General features: G+C 64.1%; 15 protein-coding genes. 6 read left to right on the top strand and 9 right to left on the bottom strand.

Annotation, left to right across the window (positions count from 1 at the left end; translation table 11 throughout):
- Positions 1-96 precede the first annotated feature (96 nt).
- The 9 genes from MWU77_RS08340 to MWU77_RS08300 all read right to left on the bottom strand — a co-directional run bounded on the left by MWU77_RS08340 (position 97) and on the right by MWU77_RS08300 (position 8,569).
- Entirely contained in the window at positions 97-891 is a 795-nt protein-coding gene (locus tag MWU77_RS08340) for an NAD(P)-dependent oxidoreductase (protein ID WP_169687394.1), read from the bottom strand.
- On the bottom strand, positions 888-1,703 hold the full coding sequence (locus MWU77_RS08335; RefSeq protein ID WP_247273453.1) for an NAD(P)-dependent oxidoreductase: 816 nt from the start codon (positions 1,701-1,703) through the stop codon (positions 888-890). The genes MWU77_RS08340 and MWU77_RS08335 overlap by 4 nt, the downstream gene beginning before the upstream one ends.
- The gene (locus tag MWU77_RS08330; protein ID WP_247273400.1) at positions 1,703-2,641 is read right to left on the bottom strand and encodes an alpha/beta hydrolase; all 939 of its coding nucleotides are present in this window, start codon (positions 2,639-2,641) and stop codon (positions 1,703-1,705) included. The genes MWU77_RS08335 and MWU77_RS08330 overlap by 1 nt, the downstream gene beginning before the upstream one ends.
- Complete coding sequence (locus tag MWU77_RS08325; protein WP_247273452.1) at positions 2,638-4,299, bottom strand: OB-fold domain-containing protein; 1,662 nt, start codon at positions 4,297-4,299, stop codon at positions 2,638-2,640. The genes MWU77_RS08330 and MWU77_RS08325 overlap by 4 nt, the downstream gene beginning before the upstream one ends.
- A gap of 128 nt (positions 4,300-4,427) precedes the next feature.
- Positions 4,428-5,792, bottom strand: a complete 1,365-nt coding sequence (locus MWU77_RS08320; RefSeq protein WP_247273399.1) for a cytochrome P450 — start codon at positions 5,790-5,792, stop codon at positions 4,428-4,430.
- 18 nt (positions 5,793-5,810) lie between these two features.
- Positions 5,811-6,002 carry a ferredoxin gene (locus tag MWU77_RS08315; RefSeq protein ID WP_169687391.1) on the bottom strand — a complete coding sequence of 64 codons (192 nt, stop codon included), beginning with the start codon at positions 6,000-6,002 and terminating at the stop codon, positions 5,811-5,813.
- Between the two features lie 85 nt (positions 6,003-6,087).
- Positions 6,088-6,948: a mycofactocin-coupled SDR family oxidoreductase gene (locus MWU77_RS08310; RefSeq protein ID WP_247273398.1), complete on the bottom strand. Its 861-nt coding sequence runs from the start codon at positions 6,946-6,948 to the stop codon at positions 6,088-6,090.
- Positions 6,949-7,052: 104 nt separating this feature from the next.
- Positions 7,053-7,757, bottom strand: a complete 705-nt coding sequence (locus MWU77_RS08305) for an SDR family NAD(P)-dependent oxidoreductase (RefSeq protein ID WP_247273451.1) — start codon at positions 7,755-7,757, stop codon at positions 7,053-7,055.
- Entirely contained in the window at positions 7,754-8,569 is an 816-nt protein-coding gene (locus tag MWU77_RS08300) for a TauD/TfdA family dioxygenase (RefSeq protein WP_247273397.1), read from the bottom strand. Before MWU77_RS08300 ends, MWU77_RS08305 begins: the two co-directional genes overlap by 4 nt.
- 218 nt (positions 8,570-8,787) lie before the next feature.
- Here MWU77_RS08300 and MWU77_RS08295 point away from each other — a divergent pair, with 218 nt between their 5' ends.
- From MWU77_RS08295 to MWU77_RS08270, 6 genes are all read left to right on the top strand, one after another.
- Positions 8,788-10,287, top strand: a complete 1,500-nt coding sequence (locus MWU77_RS08295; RefSeq protein ID WP_169687388.1) for an aldehyde dehydrogenase family protein — start codon at positions 8,788-8,790, stop codon at positions 10,285-10,287.
- The gene (locus tag MWU77_RS08290; RefSeq protein ID WP_247273396.1) at positions 10,284-11,489 is read left to right on the top strand and encodes a CaiB/BaiF CoA-transferase family protein; all 1,206 of its coding nucleotides are present in this window, start codon (positions 10,284-10,286) and stop codon (positions 11,487-11,489) included. The genes MWU77_RS08295 and MWU77_RS08290 overlap by 4 nt, the downstream gene beginning before the upstream one ends.
- A 33-nt stretch (positions 11,490-11,522) precedes the next feature.
- Positions 11,523-12,725 carry an OB-fold domain-containing protein gene (locus MWU77_RS08285; RefSeq protein ID WP_247273395.1) on the top strand — a complete coding sequence of 401 codons (1,203 nt, stop codon included), beginning with the start codon at positions 11,523-11,525 and terminating at the stop codon, positions 12,723-12,725.
- Positions 12,722-13,879, top strand: a complete 1,158-nt coding sequence (locus MWU77_RS08280) for a beta-ketoacyl synthase N-terminal-like domain-containing protein (RefSeq protein ID WP_247273394.1) — start codon at positions 12,722-12,724, stop codon at positions 13,877-13,879. The genes MWU77_RS08285 and MWU77_RS08280 overlap by 4 nt, the downstream gene beginning before the upstream one ends.
- A 270-nt stretch (positions 13,880-14,149) precedes the next feature.
- Positions 14,150-15,103 (top strand): ABC transporter permease, encoded by a 954-nt coding sequence (locus MWU77_RS08275; RefSeq protein WP_132474016.1) that lies wholly within the window; start codon positions 14,150-14,152, stop codon positions 15,101-15,103.
- Positions 15,100-16,002 (top strand): ABC transporter permease, encoded by a 903-nt coding sequence (locus tag MWU77_RS08270; protein WP_247273393.1) that lies wholly within the window; start codon positions 15,100-15,102, stop codon positions 16,000-16,002. The genes MWU77_RS08275 and MWU77_RS08270 overlap by 4 nt, the downstream gene beginning before the upstream one ends.
- Positions 16,003-16,017: the final 15 nt, after the last annotated feature.

Here is a 16,017-nt window from a genome sequence, read left to right as displayed (position 1 = left end):
TTCTGGAATCCAGGTTATCCGACCTCGGCGACGCCGTCGAGACCGACATGATGTCGAGACATTGTGATGGGAAGCGATATTCGCGAGACCGGCCGGTCAAGCTCGCGCGTCGATCGCGGTGTCCAACACACCGAGGTCGGCGCCGAGTTCGGCGACAGTGTTGCGCACCACCGATACATCCTTCGAAATGAATTCACCGACCGAGCTGCGGAACGCTTCGACTGAGCCCCGCATCGCGACGTTGCCCATGATCTTGCACGCCGAACTGCCGTGTGGAAGAGCCTCGAACAACGTCTCCGGCGCGACACCGAGTTGCCGTCCGAGCGCTTCGGCCTCTGCCAGAAGCCCGATCTGCGCGGCGAACAGCGCGTTGTTCACGAGCTTGACACGAAGGCCGCTTCCGCTCCCGCCGACATGGAGGAGCGGAGTTCCGTAGCTCTTCAGCGCGGGTTCGATGCGTCCGACAGCTTCCTCGGTGCCGCCGACGAAGAGCGCGAGGTTTCCCGCCGCGATATTGTGCGGCCCTCCGCTCACCGCCGCATCGACGACATCGATTCCCAGCGGTTCGGCCACCGAGACAAGATCTTCGATCGTCTTCGGGCTGATGGTGGTGTGAACCACGAGGGCTGATCCCCGCGGCATCGCCTTCAGGAGGCCGCGTTCGAAGCAGACCTCACGGACTTGCGCGTCCGTGAAGACACACACCGTCACGAGATCGACGTCGATGCCGACCTCGGAGACGTCGGCTACCGCCTTCGCCCCGGCAGCTTCGATCGCGGCGCGCGACTCGACAGACCGACCGAGCACCCGAACATCGTGTCCTGCACCGAGAAGACGCTCGACCATGGGCATGCCCATGCGGCCCGCGCCGACGAACCCGACCCGGCTCATCGTCGGTACCCCATCATGTCGAGCGTGGCGTCGGCAGTGCTCAGGGACACTCCCGCGGACGCTCCGACATTGTCGGCGAGACTTGCAACGAGGGTGACGTCCTTGCGCAGGAGCTCGCCGGCATGACCTGCGATCCGTTCGAGGCCGCCGGCGGAGACGACACGGCCGAGGGCGAAACTGTTCGCTGTGCCGTGTGAGACGACCTCACCGAGCTTGGCCGGGTCGACGCCGAGCGCTTTGCCGAGGTCGAGCGTGCTTGCGGCAGTCGACAGATTTGCGGTGAAAAGCAGGTTGTTGAGGAGCTTCGCGACCTGCCCGGCACCCAGGTCGCCGAGATGGACGACGGGGTTGCCGTACGTCTCGAACACCGGCCGTGCCGACTCGACGGTCTTCTCGTCGCCACCGAGCATGACGAGAAGCGTGCCTGCGGCCGCGCCCATGCCGCCGCCGCTGACCGGGGCGTCGATGATCGACACACCCTGCGCGCGGGCAACCTCGGCGAGTTCTTTGCAGGTATCGGGATGGATGGTGCTGTGGATCGCGATGATCCCGCCTTCGCGGAGCCCTTCGAGGATCCCGTTCTCACCGGTGATCACGGCGCGGACGTCGTCGTCGCTCACCACACACAGGCACACGAGGTCGCTGGCCCGAGCGAGTTGCGCCGGAGTGTCGGCGTATTTTGCAGCTGTATCGGCGTAGGGCTCCAGCGACTCTTTCCGGCGGGCCCACAACGTCACTTCGTAGCCGGCTTCGACGATGCGGCGCGCCATGGGGCCGCCCTGACTACCGAGTCCGATGAATCCGACGCGCATCATGTGTCCTTACCCTGGTGGCCCCGCTGAGCGAGGCAGTCATCGATGAAGTTCATGACCGTCCGGTGGTATTCCGGTGCGGCATTGCAGATGCTGAGGTTGTGTCCGCCCCTGGCAATCCGGGCGGTGACGACCCGGGGGGATGCGGTGAACAGCGAGGCGACGTCGTCGATGGCTTCCGGGTCGCTGCGCCACACGCGCTCGTGCTCGGCCGCAGTGTAGTGGACGGGCACACGCACTCGCGGCGCCAGCGATGGGAAGGTCTCCGTGGGCCAGATCGCGGTGACATCGGCTTCGTAATCCGGTGTGCGAGAGGAGATTGCCGATCCTCCCATGATGTCGGAAGGATAGAGGTCCTCTGCCGGAGTCCAGATCAACTCGCCAACACCTTTTGCCTGGGCGTAGCGCTCGCGCGTGCCGAGGATCCCGGCAGCCAGTTCGTGGTGCTCGCGGCCGGTGCCGGAAATTGCGAGGCCGAGAAGGCCGTGGCCGTGGTCGTCTGTAGCCATCCGAACCGCCAGTTCGCTACCGACCGAGTGGCCCCACAGGAACAGTCCGCTCTTACAAGCACCCGAGCCGAGCACGGCGTCCACCGCAGCGTACGTGAGGTCGGCCCGGCGCTGCGAGTCGCGAAGTTCCTCGGCGAACGGTCTGGACGTGCCGTAGCCGGGACGGTCGAGCGCGAGCACCGTGTATCCGTGCAGCGCGGCGGAGCGCATCATCGACAGTTCGGGGTGACCGGGGCAATCCCAGTAGGCGGAGAACGAGGCACCTCCGTGAAGGGCAACGATCACCGCCCGCGGTTCGGGGGCCTCGAGGAGCAGCCCGGAGATCGGAATACCCTCGATATCGACGACGCGGGAGACGGGTGAGGAACTCCACGCGCCGCCGACACCGGCCTCCTCGATCGGTGAGGACTGTGGGGATGCGAAAGTCATGAGTCGGTCCGCAGAAGCATCGCGCCGCCGGGGGACAGTCCGCCGGTCGCGGCCACCGCGACGCGCGCACCGGCAACCTGCCGCGCACCGGCTTCGCCACGTAGTTGGGTCACGGCCTCGTGGATCAGACCCATGCCGTGTGTGCGGCCGTGTGACAGCTGGCCACCGTGGGTGTTGAGGGGGAGGATTCCGTCGCGGGCAATGTTCTTGCCGCCTGCGAGGAAGTCCTTGGCTTCGCCGATACCGCAGAATCCGAGTCCTTCGAGCCACGACAGGCAGTTGAAGCTGAAGCCGTCGTAGAGCTCGGCCACGTCGACATCCTCGGGCTTCATCGAGGTGCGCGACCACATGTGGGCAGACGGCCCGAGCGAATGAGGTTCGTGGGTCAGAGTGCTCTGATCCCAGTCCATTCGTTCGATGATCTGGGTGCCGACGGCCTCGACGAGCACCGGAGTCTGCGGGAGATCATGCGCGGCGTCGATGGCCGAGACGATGACCGCGATCGAACCGTCGCACGGGACGTCGCAGTCGTAGAGGCCGAACGGCGTGGTGATCGGACGGGCCGACATGTAGTCGTCCATCGTCATCGGGTCGCGGTAGATCGCGGTGGGGTTCAGTGCCGCGTTGGCGCGTTGGTTGAGCGCGATCCACCCGAGTGTTTCGCGGTCGGTTCCGTAGCGATGGAAATGCCGCTGAGCGTTCTGCGCGAGGGTATGGGCAGCAGATGTGGCACCGAACGGCATGAACCAGTTCGGGGTGCGCCCACCGGACGGGGGTGCGATCTCCCCGCGCTTCATCAGTTCGGCGTACGTTGCCTCCCACAGCGTGCGGTAACACAGCACATGCCGTGCGGCTCCACTGGCGACCGCGATCATCGCGGCGATCACCGATCCGCCGGGGCCGAATGTCTCGATACCGCCGTTGTGCCAGGTAGGGCGCAAGCCGAGCGCCGCTTCGACCTGCGTGATGCCGCCTTCGCCGAAGCCCCCGACGTTTCCTCCACCGGGGTAGCTGGCGATGCCGTCGATGTCATCCATGGTCAGACCGGCATCGGCGACCGCTCGTTCACACGCCTCGATGGTCAGATCGATGGGCGACCGCATCAGCCGGCGACCGATTTCGGACATGCCGATGCCGGTGAGCGCAACCTTGTCCTCGTACTTGTCCTGCGTAGCCGGGGGTCGCACATGGAACCGGAACTGATCGGGCTCGATCTCTTCCGCAGGCAAGGGGGAGAGCTCACTCTGCTCCTGTGCCGGTCGAAAGAGCGGAAGCCACACATCCGCATCCTGCTGGAAGACGACTTCCATGCGCATGCCGAGTTCGAGCTCCTCGGGATCGCACTCGATGATGTTGGTCGTCAGTCGGACCCGAGGATCTTCCTCGATCGCAACCTGCGCGACGACATACTGCGCAGGCAGACCGGGCACAGAGAATCGGTGGTTGACCGTGAACCCCGCCAGGGTTGCAAAACCGGATACCTCGCGGACACCCAACCGGTGCTCTCTGCAGTACCGGCAGATCGGTTGTGGCGGATGGATAAGAGCCGAGCACGACTCGCATTCCTGGATCCGCAGCACACCGTCGGCGCCGGCCGTCCAGAAGAATCGGTTCTGAGAGGTGAGTTGGGGTAGGGGACGACCCGAGGCTTTCGCCACGGGTGTGTCTCCGGTCTGGTCGACCACCGCTGTCTCGGCCACGTGCGTCGAATTCCTTACTGTCCGTGCCGGGGACGCCGCTGCGTATCAGGCAGCAGCGCCCCCGGGTGAAATCGGATGCTGTCGGCTCAGTTACCGATGTCCGCCGAATCCTTCTTGCGGGTGATCGGATCTGCGAGACGCTGCTCGTCGCAGATCTTCTGCAGCTTCTTCAGCGTATCGTCGAGATTGTCGCCGAGACGCGGTCCGGGGGTGAACGTCGCAGGCAGGTGCCGCATGCCCTGGATCACACCGATGGTGTCGTAATGCACCGTTCCCTCGACGTCGACGGTGTAGTCGGGCATGCGATCGAGAACGGCGAGCAGCATCCGCTTGAACACCATGCGGGCCATGTTGGATCCGACGCACCGGTGGATTCCGAGTCCGAAGCTGAAGTGACGGTTGCCTCGGCGCTCGAGATCGATGTTGTTCGGATCGTCGAACAGTTCAGGGTCGCGGTTGGCCATGGCCCACGACAACCAGAGCCGGTCGCCTTCCTTGAACTCCGTACCGTCGAGTTCGTAGTCGTCCGCGAAGGTGCGGCCGTTGCCCGGCGCCGGAGTGAAGTAGCGCAGGAACTCTTCAGTGGCGGGGTTGAGGAGCGTGTCGCGCTCCTCGCTCAGACGAGTCCGCTCGTCGGGATTGAGGCCCAACCATTCGAGCGAATGAGCTGTGAGCGCCGTCGTCGTGTCGAATCCGCCGCCGATCAGGAGACTGAGGATGCCCAGCAGTTCCATGTCGTCGGGCTTCTCGCCGAGGACCTCGACGTTGGCAATCGCGTTGATCAAGCCCGGGCGAGGATTCTCCCGGATCTCGAACAGGTTCGTGAGGAGGTCGAGCCCCATGGCGCGGTGCATCTCGTTGATACGCGGGATGTCCGGGGAGTCCGGCGGTGTGTAGACCGCGGCGTGCACAGGCTCGTTGTAGATGACCCACTTCTCGATAGGAATCCCCATCATGGCCAGGGTCAGCACCGCCGGCACGACGTTGGCGAGATCGTCGACGAAATCGATCTTGCCGCTTTCGATCTTCTCGTCGATGACTGCGCGGACGACCTCGTCGACGAAGGGAATCCATCGCTCGACGGCAGCGGGGGAGAGATAGGGGTTGAGCAGGCCCCGGAACTCGTGGTGCTCGGGATCGTCCATTTCGAGGATGCCACCGCGGACACCGGATGCGCGTTCCATGGACGGAATCGCGATTCCCTTGTAGCCCTTGCGCTTGTTGTGGAGGTCGTGGTCGTTGGATACGTCAGCAGAGCGGGCGAGATCGAAGACCTGGCGGCTACCCGCGGCGACCCAATGGCCACCGTGGGTGTCGGACCACGCCATCGGGCACTTCGACTGCATTTCCTCGGTGACGTCGAGGAAGCGATCCCGGTAATCCGGGGCGTGCCGGTCGAAATCGTATTTGGGGGACCTGTGGGTTGCGTCGGCAACTGGGTCGACACTCATGACTGTCCTCTCGGCAATTCAGAGAATGGTGATCGCTTGCTCAGGACACGAGCGCACGGCCTCGCGCACGTTCTCCTCGAGATCTGCAGGGATTTCGGAGTCGATGGCCGTGGCGTGGCCGTCGATATCGCTCAGCTCGAAGACATCCGGTGCTGCCATTGCGCACAGCGTATGGCCCTGGCAGCGATCGGGGTCGACTCGCACCTTCATGATGTTCCTCCCGTTCGAATGGGGATTTGTTGATGGGCTGTACATTTCGGGGAGTCGGTCCCGGCCCGAGGGCGGGGTCCCGTCATCAGATGTGGTAGTCGTACCACTTGAGATAGCCGCCGCCGTCCACACGCATCTGCATGCCGGTGACGTACCGGGACTCGTCGGAGGCGAGGAAGAGCACCATGTTGCTGCTGTCTTCGGGTTCGATGAACGGAATGCGCATGGCCTGCTGTACGCCGAAAGCGGGCTCGGCATCCGCGCGGGTCGGGTGCTCGAGATCCGGACGGAACGACCGATACATCGGCTCACTCTGCAGCATGTCGGTGTTGCAGTTGGTGGGGTGCAGCACGTTTGCACGGACACCGGCAGGTGCGAGATGGGTGGCCAAGTCGTGGATGTACTGCGACAGGGCGCGCTTCGAGAACACGTAGGCGGCACCGCCGAGGTCCTTGCCCGGCTGGTCGACCTTCGACACATCCATGAGCGCGGCGGTCGAACCGGTCGCGATGATCGATGCGCCGTCACCGAGGTGCGGCAGTGCGGCCTGCACGGCGTTGATGGTGCCGACCAGGTTGGTATCGACCACGTCGGCCCACGCCTGTCGCTGCGGCTCGCCCTTCATGCCTGCGACACCGGCCTGTGCGACGACGATGTCGATCTTGCCGAGTTCGTCGATGCCCTGCTGGACCGCTGCGCGCATCTGCGCGGCGTCGCGGACATCAGCCTTGACCGTCACGATGCGACGGCCTTCCTTCTCGACGAGTCGAGCCGTCTCGTCGAGATCCTCCTGCGTGGCCATCGGGTATCCGATGGTCGAGAAGTCCTCGCACCGATCGACGGCGATGATATCCGCGCCTTCGGATGCGAGCTTGACCGAGTGGCTGCGGCCCTGGCCACGCGCCGCGCCGGTGATGAATGCAACCTTGCCTTGTACGCGCCCCACTGTTCGTCCCTTTCGATCGAGTTCGTGGTTTCACAGGCCCGATGGTGGGCCGGCAGTGTCTACGTATTGCGCAGTGTCTACGTATTGCGTTTACGTACTGAGGTTTACGTGTTTCGTCCGCCGTTGACGCCGAGGATCTGTCCGGTAATGTAACCGGCTTCTTCCGAGATCAGGAACGCACACGCTGCAGCGATGTCCTCCGGACGGCCGGCCCGACGGACCGGTGTGCGCTGGATGTGGTCTTCGATGGTGCCGCCGAGGAGGCCTTTGCTTTCGGAGCGCCGGAGCATGGGGGTGTCGACGAAGCCGGGCGGCACCGCGTTGACGGTGATTCCCTCGGGCCCGTATTCGAGCGCGAGCGACTTCGTGAGGCCGTTGACGGCGGCCTTGGCCGAGACGTACGCGGACATGAACTGCTGGCCCGACTGCGCGCTGGAGGAAGATATGTTCACGATGCGTCCCCAGCCGGCTTCGATCATGTCGGGGAGCGCGGACTGGACGCAGTGGAAAACGCCGCCGAGGTTGACGTCGACGACCTTCTGCCAGGTGGCGTAGTCGATGTTCTTGAATCGCTTGTACAGCTCGAGGCCGGCACCGTTGACAAGGATTGTCACGGGCCCGAGCTCCTCGCGGACCTGCGCGAATGCTGCTGCGACCTGCTCCGGATCGGAGACGTCGACCCTGTATTCGAGCTCTCCACCCGATGGGTTGAGATCGAAGACCGCGACCTGGTGGCCGTCCTTGCGCAATCGCTCCGCGATGGCCTTGCCGATGCCCGAGCTTCCGCCGGTCACGACGGCTGTTTTCACGCCCACGGTTCATCTCCCACGATCGTTGTGCGGCGCATGAGGCGCTCGGAGGACGGGTCGTACGGGAGTGCACGGTGGAGCATGCCGGTGTTCTCCCAGACGACGAGGTCGCCGACGGCCCATTCGTGCGAGTAACTGAAGCGTTCCTGTGTGGTCCATGCGAGGAGCTCGTCGAGGAGCTCGCGGCTCTCCTCTGGACGCATGCCGACGATGCGGTCGGCCGTTGCGCCGATCGCGAGTGATCGCCGGCCGTCTCGGCGGTCCCACACGAGTGAGGTCTCGTGTTCGGGCAGCCGGCGCCATCCCGCAACCTGTTCGTCGGTTGGGTCCGGATTCACCAGGCGTTGAGCGGCCTCGAAGCTGTGGACGACGCGAAGGCCCTCGTAACGCTTCTTCTCGTGGTCGGGCAGATTCTCGTATGCGGCATAGGTGCTGGCGAATTCGGTTCCGCCGCCGACCATCGCCACGTGGCGCGCCGTGAGTGTCGTGGCCTTCGCCGGTACGTCGTTGGTGGTGTCGTCGATGTGCCAGCAGAACGTTCCCCTGAGATAGTCAGCGGACGGCGTCTTCGCGGGATCGAGTGAGACGGTGAAGATCTCCTGGCCTGGGGCAGGCTGTACCACCTCCCCGAGTCGACGACTGAAGGCCAACTGTGCCTCGTCGTCGAGGTTCAGGCCGCGGATGAGCAGCACCCCCCGCCATTTGAGTGCCTCGAGAAGTTGGGCCGCGACCGTGTCGTCGTTGATGTTGCTGCTGTCGAGGCCCGTGACTTCCACGCCGAGCGAAGGACTGAGGGCTGTTGTCTCAATCACAAGAATCTCCCTTCCGGATGCGAGAACCATACTCTCGTTCGATTCAGGGTTGCAAGACCGGATTTGTCCGGGTCTTGCAGGCAGCACCCTATTTCATTTCCGTGGTGTGAATCACGTTCTGGGGTAGGCGTGAGCCGGTTGACTTGGTACAGTCGCGTCCAACAGATCTCTGATTCTCAGATGCGAGAATAATATTTCCACCAGTGTGAGGAGACGGAATGTCACCGCAGGACAACGGGTCGACTGCAGTAGTCGACGGCGCTACATCGACGGGCGTGACGAAACCCCTGCTCATCGACGGCGAACTGGTCATGCTCGACAAGACCTTCCCGTCCTACAATCCTGCGACCGGTGAGCTGTTCGGTCACGCTCCGGACGCCGGAGTGGACGAAGCAGAAGCTGCGGTCGCCGCTGCTCGCCGCGCATTCGATACCACCACCTGGGCAACCGACGCCGAGTTCCGTGCCAACTGTCTGGACCAGCTGTACCAGGCGCTGCAGGACAACAAGGAAGAGCTGCGCGAGCTGCTGATGGGCGAAGTCGGTGCCACCCGCGTGCTCACTCACGGCAATCAGCTCGAAGCGCCGATCGAGATCGTCAAGTACTACGCCGACCTGCTGCGGACCTACCCGTTGACCGAGACGCTCGGTGAGATCGAGATCCGCGGACAGCAGCACCGCCGGTGGATCGACAAGGAAGCGGCCGGTGTCGTTGCCGCGATCACCGCGTACAACTACCCCGTCCAGCTCGCGATGGCCAAGCTGGCACCCGCACTCGCCGCAGGTTGCACGGTCGTCCTCAAGGGCGCACCCGACACCCCGCTCGTCACCAATGCCCTCGGCGAGATCATCAAGGAACACACCGATATCCCAGCGGGCGTGGTCAACGTCCTGTCGTCGTCGGGTATCCCCGTCGGCGAGGTCATGACCACGCATCCGGAGGTGGACGTCGTCACGTTCACCGGCTCCACCCCGGTCGGTGCGCAGATCATGGCGGCTGCCGCGGCCACGATGAAGAAGGTCTTCACCGAGCTCGGCGGCAAGTCCGCTCTGATCGTGCTCGACGACGCAGATCTCGACATGGTCGCGCAGTTCGCCGCCTTCAGCATCTGCTCCCATGCCGGCCAGGGTTGCGCGTTGACCACCCGACTTGTCGTGCCGCGCGAGAAGCACGACGAGATCGTGGCGCGCGTCGCGGGGTTCATGGCCAACGTGCCGTTCGGCGATCCGACGAACCCCAAGATGTACATGGGGCCGCTCATCAGCGCGAAGCAACGCGACAAGGTCGACGGACTCGTGCAGCGCGCGATCGAGGCCGGCGCCACACTGGCAACCGGCGGCAAGGCCGTCGAGCCCGGCTACTTCTACGAGCCGACGCTTCTCGCCAACGTCGACCCGTCGAGCGAGATCGCCCAGGAAGAGGCGTTCGGCCCTGTTCTCGCGGTGATTCCGCACGATGGCGACGACGATGCCGTCCGGATCGCCAACGATTCGAAGTACGGACTGTCCGGCGGTGTGCTCACCGCCGACGACGAGCGCGGCATCGCGATCGGACGTCGCATCCGCACCGGTACCTTCAGCATCAACGGCGGCAACTACTTCACCCCCGACATGCCCTTCGGCGGATACAAGCAGTCGGGTATCGGTCGCGAGATGAGTGCGCACGGTTTGGAGGAGTTCCTCGAGACCAAGGCCTACGCAGCCGTGGTGAAGGCATGAAGCCCCTGGACGGGGTCCGCATCCTCGAGGTCGCGATGTACGGGTTCGTTCCCTCGGCGGGCGCGGTGCTCGCCGAGTGGGGCGCAGATGTCATCAAGGTCGAGCACGCCGTCACCGGTGATCCGCAGCGCGGCCTCCGGCAGATCGGCCACATGCGCGTCGAGGGCGATCCGAATCCGAATGTCGAACATGCGAATCGGGGAAAGCGCAGCATCGGCGTGGATATGAGTACGCCCGAGGGCAAGGAACTCCTCCACGACCTCGCGCGCAACTGCGACGTGTTCCTGACGAGTTTCCTCCCACAGGCACGGACGAAGTTCGGTATCGACGTCGACGACATTCGAGCCGTGAACACGAAGGTGATCTACGCCCGCGGGAGTGCGCTCGGTCCTCGTGGCGAAGAGTCCGACAAGGGCGGCTACGACATGACCGCCTTCTGGGCGCGAGGCGGAATCGCTGCGACGCTCACCCCGCCCGGCACCGAAGGCATGATCACTCCGCCGGGGCCCGCCTTCGGCGACACCATCTCCGGTACCAACCTCGCGGGCGGAATCGCTGCGGCATTGTTCAAGCGCGAACGTACCGGTGAGCCGTCCATCGTCGACGTGTCGCTGCTCAGCAGTGGCGTGTGGGCGATGGGGCATGGGATCGCGTTGTCGGTGCACATGAACGATCACATGGTGGCTCCGGTGCCCGGCGGACACGGCGCGGTCACCAACCCTCTGTCCGGGTTGTACGAGACTGCGGACGGACGCTTCCTGTCGTTCGTGATGCTGCAGCCGACGAAGTACTGGGCCGAGGTGTGCACGCTCATCGAGCGTCCCGAACTGATCGACGATCCTCGCTTCGCCGGTGCGGAGCAGATTGCTGCCCACACCGCAGAGGCCGTCGAACTCATTCGTGAGGCCATCCGCACCCGCACCCTCCCCGAGTGGACTGAGCGTTTCGGAAGCCTTTCCGGTCCGTGGGCGCCCGTGCAGGATTCTCTGCAGGTGGCGAGTGACCCGCAGGTCCGGGCGAACGAGTACATCGTCAAGGCAGGTGAACTCGAATTGGTCAGCAATCCCGTCCAGTTCGACGTCACAGCACCCACCATCGGGGCGGCACCCGAATTCGCCGCTCAGACAGAGGAAGTCCTGCTCGAGCTCGGGCTCGATTGGGACCGGATCATCGCCCTCAAAACTGCCGGCGCAGTTACGTAGTTCGGCAGTAGTCCAGTTCGTCGGGAGAATCCCATGCCATACATTGCTTCGATCGGTACGTACCTGCCGTGCTGGGGTACATCCGACTCCCGAGTACCGGGAGACGACGAGGACGCGATCACGCTTGCTGTCGAAGCAGGTCGCGCCGCGCTCGAATCCGGAGGCTCGGTCGAGTACGTCGTGCTCGTGAGCCGAGACCTCCCGCTCACGGAGAGCAGCAATGCTGCGGTTCTCCTCGCCGGACTCGGGCTCGATCCAGAGCTCGAAGTCATCGAGCGATTAGGTGGGGCCCCCGCGACACTCGACGCCCTCGGCTCGGCCAGGCCCAGAACGCTCGTGATCGGCGTCGACATCGACGGTGCCGGTGCGGCGGCAGCACTCACTGCGGAACGCGGCCTGCAGGTTCGCACCGCCGCACGGGTGTCCCGGAGTCTGCCGGTCCGAACACGGAACAGTTCGGGGGATGTCCACGACTACGGCGATCCACGACTGCTCAAGAAGCGCGGCTACCTCGCCTCCCTGGCGACGGCGTGGGTCGACAGCCCTGTCGTCGTCGCGGGCGTCGGACGCAAGGACGCGGCGCCCCTCGCCGTCGGTGATTCCGTTGCACTTCCCACCACCGGTGCGAGTTCGAGTCTGTTCGCGTTGGCAGCCATGGCGGAAGCCTCGATGACCGGACCGCTGGTAGGGATCGAACAGGCGAGTCTGTCGGGGATCACGGTGGCGGACGGCTCGGCTTCGGTCCTTCGCCGGGAGCGAGCCCCGCAGCCTCTGCCCGAATCCGGCCAGCTCGCGACCGGTGAGATCCCCATCTCCCTTGCCGCGTACGAGCGGGCCTTCGAGGCGAAGGTGCGCTGGGAGGCGGGTAAGTTCTCCGACAGCGACGAACTGGACTTTCCTCCCCGATACCGGGTGGACCAGGACGGAACATTGAAGACGGAGTACACCTTCGTCGAACTGCCTCGCACGGGCACCGTGTACACCGAGGTGACGGTGCACGCCCCGGTGCCCGGGCTGAAGACGCCGTACACACTCGTGATCGTCGAACTCGATGACGTGGGTGTGCGGGCGCTGGTGCGGGTCACCGGTGTCGAGGCAGGCACCGTCGATATCGGTGACCGAGGCCGACTGGTGCTCAGGCGCGTGGCCGTCCGCTCGGGTGTGCCCGACTACGGCTATGCATTCGAGCCCGACACCGCGGGTGCGGTCGGTACAGGAACGGAGGATGCGGCATGAGGAACGTAGCGATTGTCGGTGCGGGAATGACGCCGTTCGCGGAGCACTTCGCGTTGGGCATCAGGGACCTTCTGCCGATGGCGTTCTCCGAGTGTGCGGCAAGCATCGACAAGGGGCTCGATCTCTCGGATCTGCAGGCTGCCTGGTTCGGCTCGATGGGTACCGCCGACGGCTTCCCATCGGGGATCCTCGCCGACACTCTGGGCCTACGCGACATCCCCGTGACCCGAGTCGAGAACTCGTGTGCCACGGGGCACGACGCGATTCGAAATGCCATGTTCGGCATCGCATCCGGAGCCTACGACGTTGCTCTCGTGGTGGGAGCCGACAAGCTCCGAGAAACGGCGTCGAAGGGGATGCTGTGGGAGTGGGAGGCCATGTCCCGGGACATGGCGTGGGACTACCCACTCGGGCTCGCACAGGCGGGATTTGCGTTGCACGTGCGCAGATACCTGCACGAATCGCCGACGACCCGTGAACACATGGCGATGGTGGCCGTCAAGAACCATCACAATGCGATGAGCAATCCCAAGGCGTGCCGACGATTCGAGCTCACGGTCGAAGAGGCGCTCGCAGCGGACACCGTCGTCACGCCCTTCGGGGTCTACGACTGCGCACCGCAGAGTGATGGTGCTGCCGCGGTGGTCCTTGTCGCCGAGGACGTGGTTGACAGGTTCACCGATCGTCCGGTCTGGATACGTGGAAGTGGCGTCGGACTCGATTCCGTTATGCATCAGCACAAGCGAGACATGACCTCTTTCCCTGCGACAGTGCGCGCGGCGAAGCAGGCGTTTGCGATGGCCGGGATGACTCCATCCGACATCGACGTGGCGGAGGTACATGATTACTTCACGGGCATCGAGCTGATCAGTTACGAGGATCTCGGCTTCGTCGAGAAGTTCGAGGCGTTCAAGCTCATCGAGTCCGGCGGCGCGGGTGTCGGAGGAACCCTGCCGGTGAATCCAAGCGGGGGGCTCAACACCAAGGGGCACCCGCCCGGCGCCACCGGAGTGGCCCAGTGCGTAGAGCTGTTCGAGCAACTGCGTGGCGATGCAGCCAACCAGGTCGACGGAGCTCGGATCGGGCTGGCACACAATGTCGGGGGTCCCACGGCTGTTGCGGCCGTGACGATTCTGGAGGCAGCAAGAGGCTGATGGCCTGCAACGGAAACCTGCGCACACGCATTGTGTGACGCGGGTTTTCGTCGCACTGTGGGCCCTTTCGTCATACCCGATCTGCCCGGATCGATGAATTGTTGCCGGGGTGCAAGATTGCCGTTCTGTAATTTGAATACATTGGTTCTTTTTTATGTGAACTGATATTGCCGTTGACGCGAGAACGTCCTACTGTGGGAGCCGTCACAAGTACTTCGTCTCTTGTTCTGGGCGGCACGATTCCTGTATCGCGATGAAAGTTGAGTTCGGATGATTTCCACGGTTTCCAAACGGGTGGGACGCAGCATTCTGGTTGTCCTGCTGGTGACGATTGCGGTCGTCGCCCTGCTCAGCTTCGCGCCGGGATCGGTCGCCCAGGTCATCCTGGGTGAGAACGCCACACCCGAAGCCGTCGCGAAGATGAACTCCGAACTCGGCCTGGATCAGCCCTTCTGGGTTCGGTACATCGACTGGCTCGGCAACGCCCTCCGTGGTGACCTCGGAACCTCGCCGCTCACCGGGCAATCGGTGAGTGAGGCGATCGTCGAGCGCCTGCCCGTCACACTCCAGCTCGCGGCCATGGGCCTGATCATCGCGCTGGTCGTGTCCCTCGTGATGGGCATCGTCTCGGCATCGCGTCCGGGCAGCAAGGTCGACCGGGGGATAAATGCACTGTCTGCGGTGTTCCTCTCGGTACCGGCCTTCATCGCCGGCCCGGTGCTGATCTACTACTTCGCCATCCAGCTGCAGATCTTCCCGGTGATGGGCTGGTCACGAATCAGCGAGGGGCTCGGCGATAACTTGCGCGGTGCTCTCCTTCCCGCGATCGCGATCGCACTCACCGAGATCGCCGCATTCCATCGGCTATTGCGAACCGACCTCATCGGTACGCTCCGCGAAGACTTCGTGGCGTCGGCGCGAGCAAAGGGTATGCCGTCCTGGTACGTGATGATGCGGCACGCGCTGCGGCCGTCGTCGTTCTCCCTCATCACGGTCGCCGGCATCAACCTCGGACGTCTGATCGGCGGCACCGTGATCGTCGAAACACTTTTCGGTCTACCGGGATTGGGGCAGTTGGTTGCCTCGTCGATCACGTCACGTGACGTAATCATGGTGCAGGGCATCGTCGTCTTCATCGCGGTCGTGTACGTCGGTATCAACACCCTCGTCGACCTCAGCTACCAAGTCATCGACCCGCGGGTCAGGAAGGTGGTCGGAGCATGACGCAGGTCGCGCTCGAGAAGCGTGGGGACGGCGTCTCCACAGGAAAGAGCGCCGCGACGTTACCCGACGTCCCGGCCGTCAAGAAGAAGCGTTCGATCCTGGTCTACCTGTCGATCGTCTGGCTGGTGGTCATCATCGGTGCAGCGATTTTCGCGGGCCTGCTTCCCATTGCGCCCTACGATGTCCCGATCGGATCCCCCCGCCAGTCACCGTCGTTCGAATCCCTCGACACGTTCCTCGGAACCGACACTCTCGGCCGATCGATGCTCTCGCGCATCATCTACGGCGCGCAGGTCTCACTCGTCATCGGTGCTGTCGCCGGTTTGACCGGCTTTGTGATCGGTTCGTTCTTCGGCTTGATCTCCGGCTATTTCGGCAAGAAGCTCGACTCCGTGATCACCCTGATCACGGATGCCATGCTCGCGTTCCCCCCGCTGATCCTGCTCCTCGCGCTGGCGTCGATCCTGACCCCGAGCGTGCCGACCATGCTGCTGGGCCTCGGGCTGATGGCTGTTCCGTCGTTCATCAGATTGTCCCGCGCGAATACACTTTCGTGGTCATCGCGTGAATTCGTCAGGGCTGCAAAGAATATGGGATCCGGAAACGGTCGAATCCTGTTCCGGGAGATCATGCCCAACGTGATTGCGCCCCTCGCGTCCTATCTCCCCATTGTGATGGCCGCGCTCATCGTCGCCGAAGGCTCCCTGAGCTTCCTCGGCCTCGGAATTCCGCCGCCGCAGCCGAGCTGGGGCGGGATGATCAACGACGGAAAGGACGCGTTGTCCACCTCACCCCACCTGGTGATGGTTCCTTCACTCGTCATCTTCCTTACGGTGTTCGGCCTCAACCAGGTAGGCGATCACCTCCGCACGAAGTACGACCGCACGCTGCACGACTGAGTCATCTCGGCGTGC

The sequence above is a fragment of the Rhodococcus sp. F64268 genome (genome assembly GCF_023015605.1).
Classification (GTDB): Bacteria; Actinomycetota; Actinomycetes; order Mycobacteriales; family Mycobacteriaceae; genus Rhodococcus.
Note: the sequence above shows the minus strand (reverse complement) of the source record. Positions and strands in the feature narration are given on the sequence as shown.

Excerpts from the sequence above, each read along its gene's own strand:
- MWU77_RS08340 (WP_169687394.1), bottom strand. The coding sequence starts at position 891 with ATGAGCCGGGTCGGGTTCGTCGGCGCGGGCCGCATGGGCATGCCCATG.
- MWU77_RS08335 (WP_247273453.1), bottom strand. The coding sequence starts at position 1,703 with ATGCGCGTCGGATTCATCGGACTCGGTAGTCAGGGCGGCCCCATGGCG.
- MWU77_RS08330 (WP_247273400.1), bottom strand. The coding sequence starts at position 2,641 with ATGACTTTCGCATCCCCACAGTCCTCACCGATCGAGGAGGCCGGTGTC.
- MWU77_RS08320 (WP_247273399.1), bottom strand. The coding sequence starts at position 5,792 with ATGAGTGTCGACCCAGTTGCCGACGCAACCCACAGGTCCCCCAAATAC.
- MWU77_RS08315 (WP_169687391.1), bottom strand. The coding sequence starts at position 6,002 with ATGAAGGTGCGAGTCGACCCCGATCGCTGCCAGGGCCATACGCTGTGC.
- MWU77_RS08295 (WP_169687388.1), top strand. The coding sequence starts at position 8,788 with ATGTCACCGCAGGACAACGGGTCGACTGCAGTAGTCGACGGCGCTACA.
- MWU77_RS08290 (WP_247273396.1), top strand. The coding sequence starts at position 10,284 with ATGAAGCCCCTGGACGGGGTCCGCATCCTCGAGGTCGCGATGTACGGG.
- MWU77_RS08285 (WP_247273395.1), top strand. The coding sequence starts at position 11,523 with ATGCCATACATTGCTTCGATCGGTACGTACCTGCCGTGCTGGGGTACA.
- MWU77_RS08280 (WP_247273394.1), top strand. The coding sequence starts at position 12,722 with ATGAGGAACGTAGCGATTGTCGGTGCGGGAATGACGCCGTTCGCGGAG.
- MWU77_RS08275 (WP_132474016.1), top strand. The coding sequence starts at position 14,150 with ATGATTTCCACGGTTTCCAAACGGGTGGGACGCAGCATTCTGGTTGTC.
- MWU77_RS08270 (WP_247273393.1), top strand. The coding sequence starts at position 15,100 with ATGACGCAGGTCGCGCTCGAGAAGCGTGGGGACGGCGTCTCCACAGGA.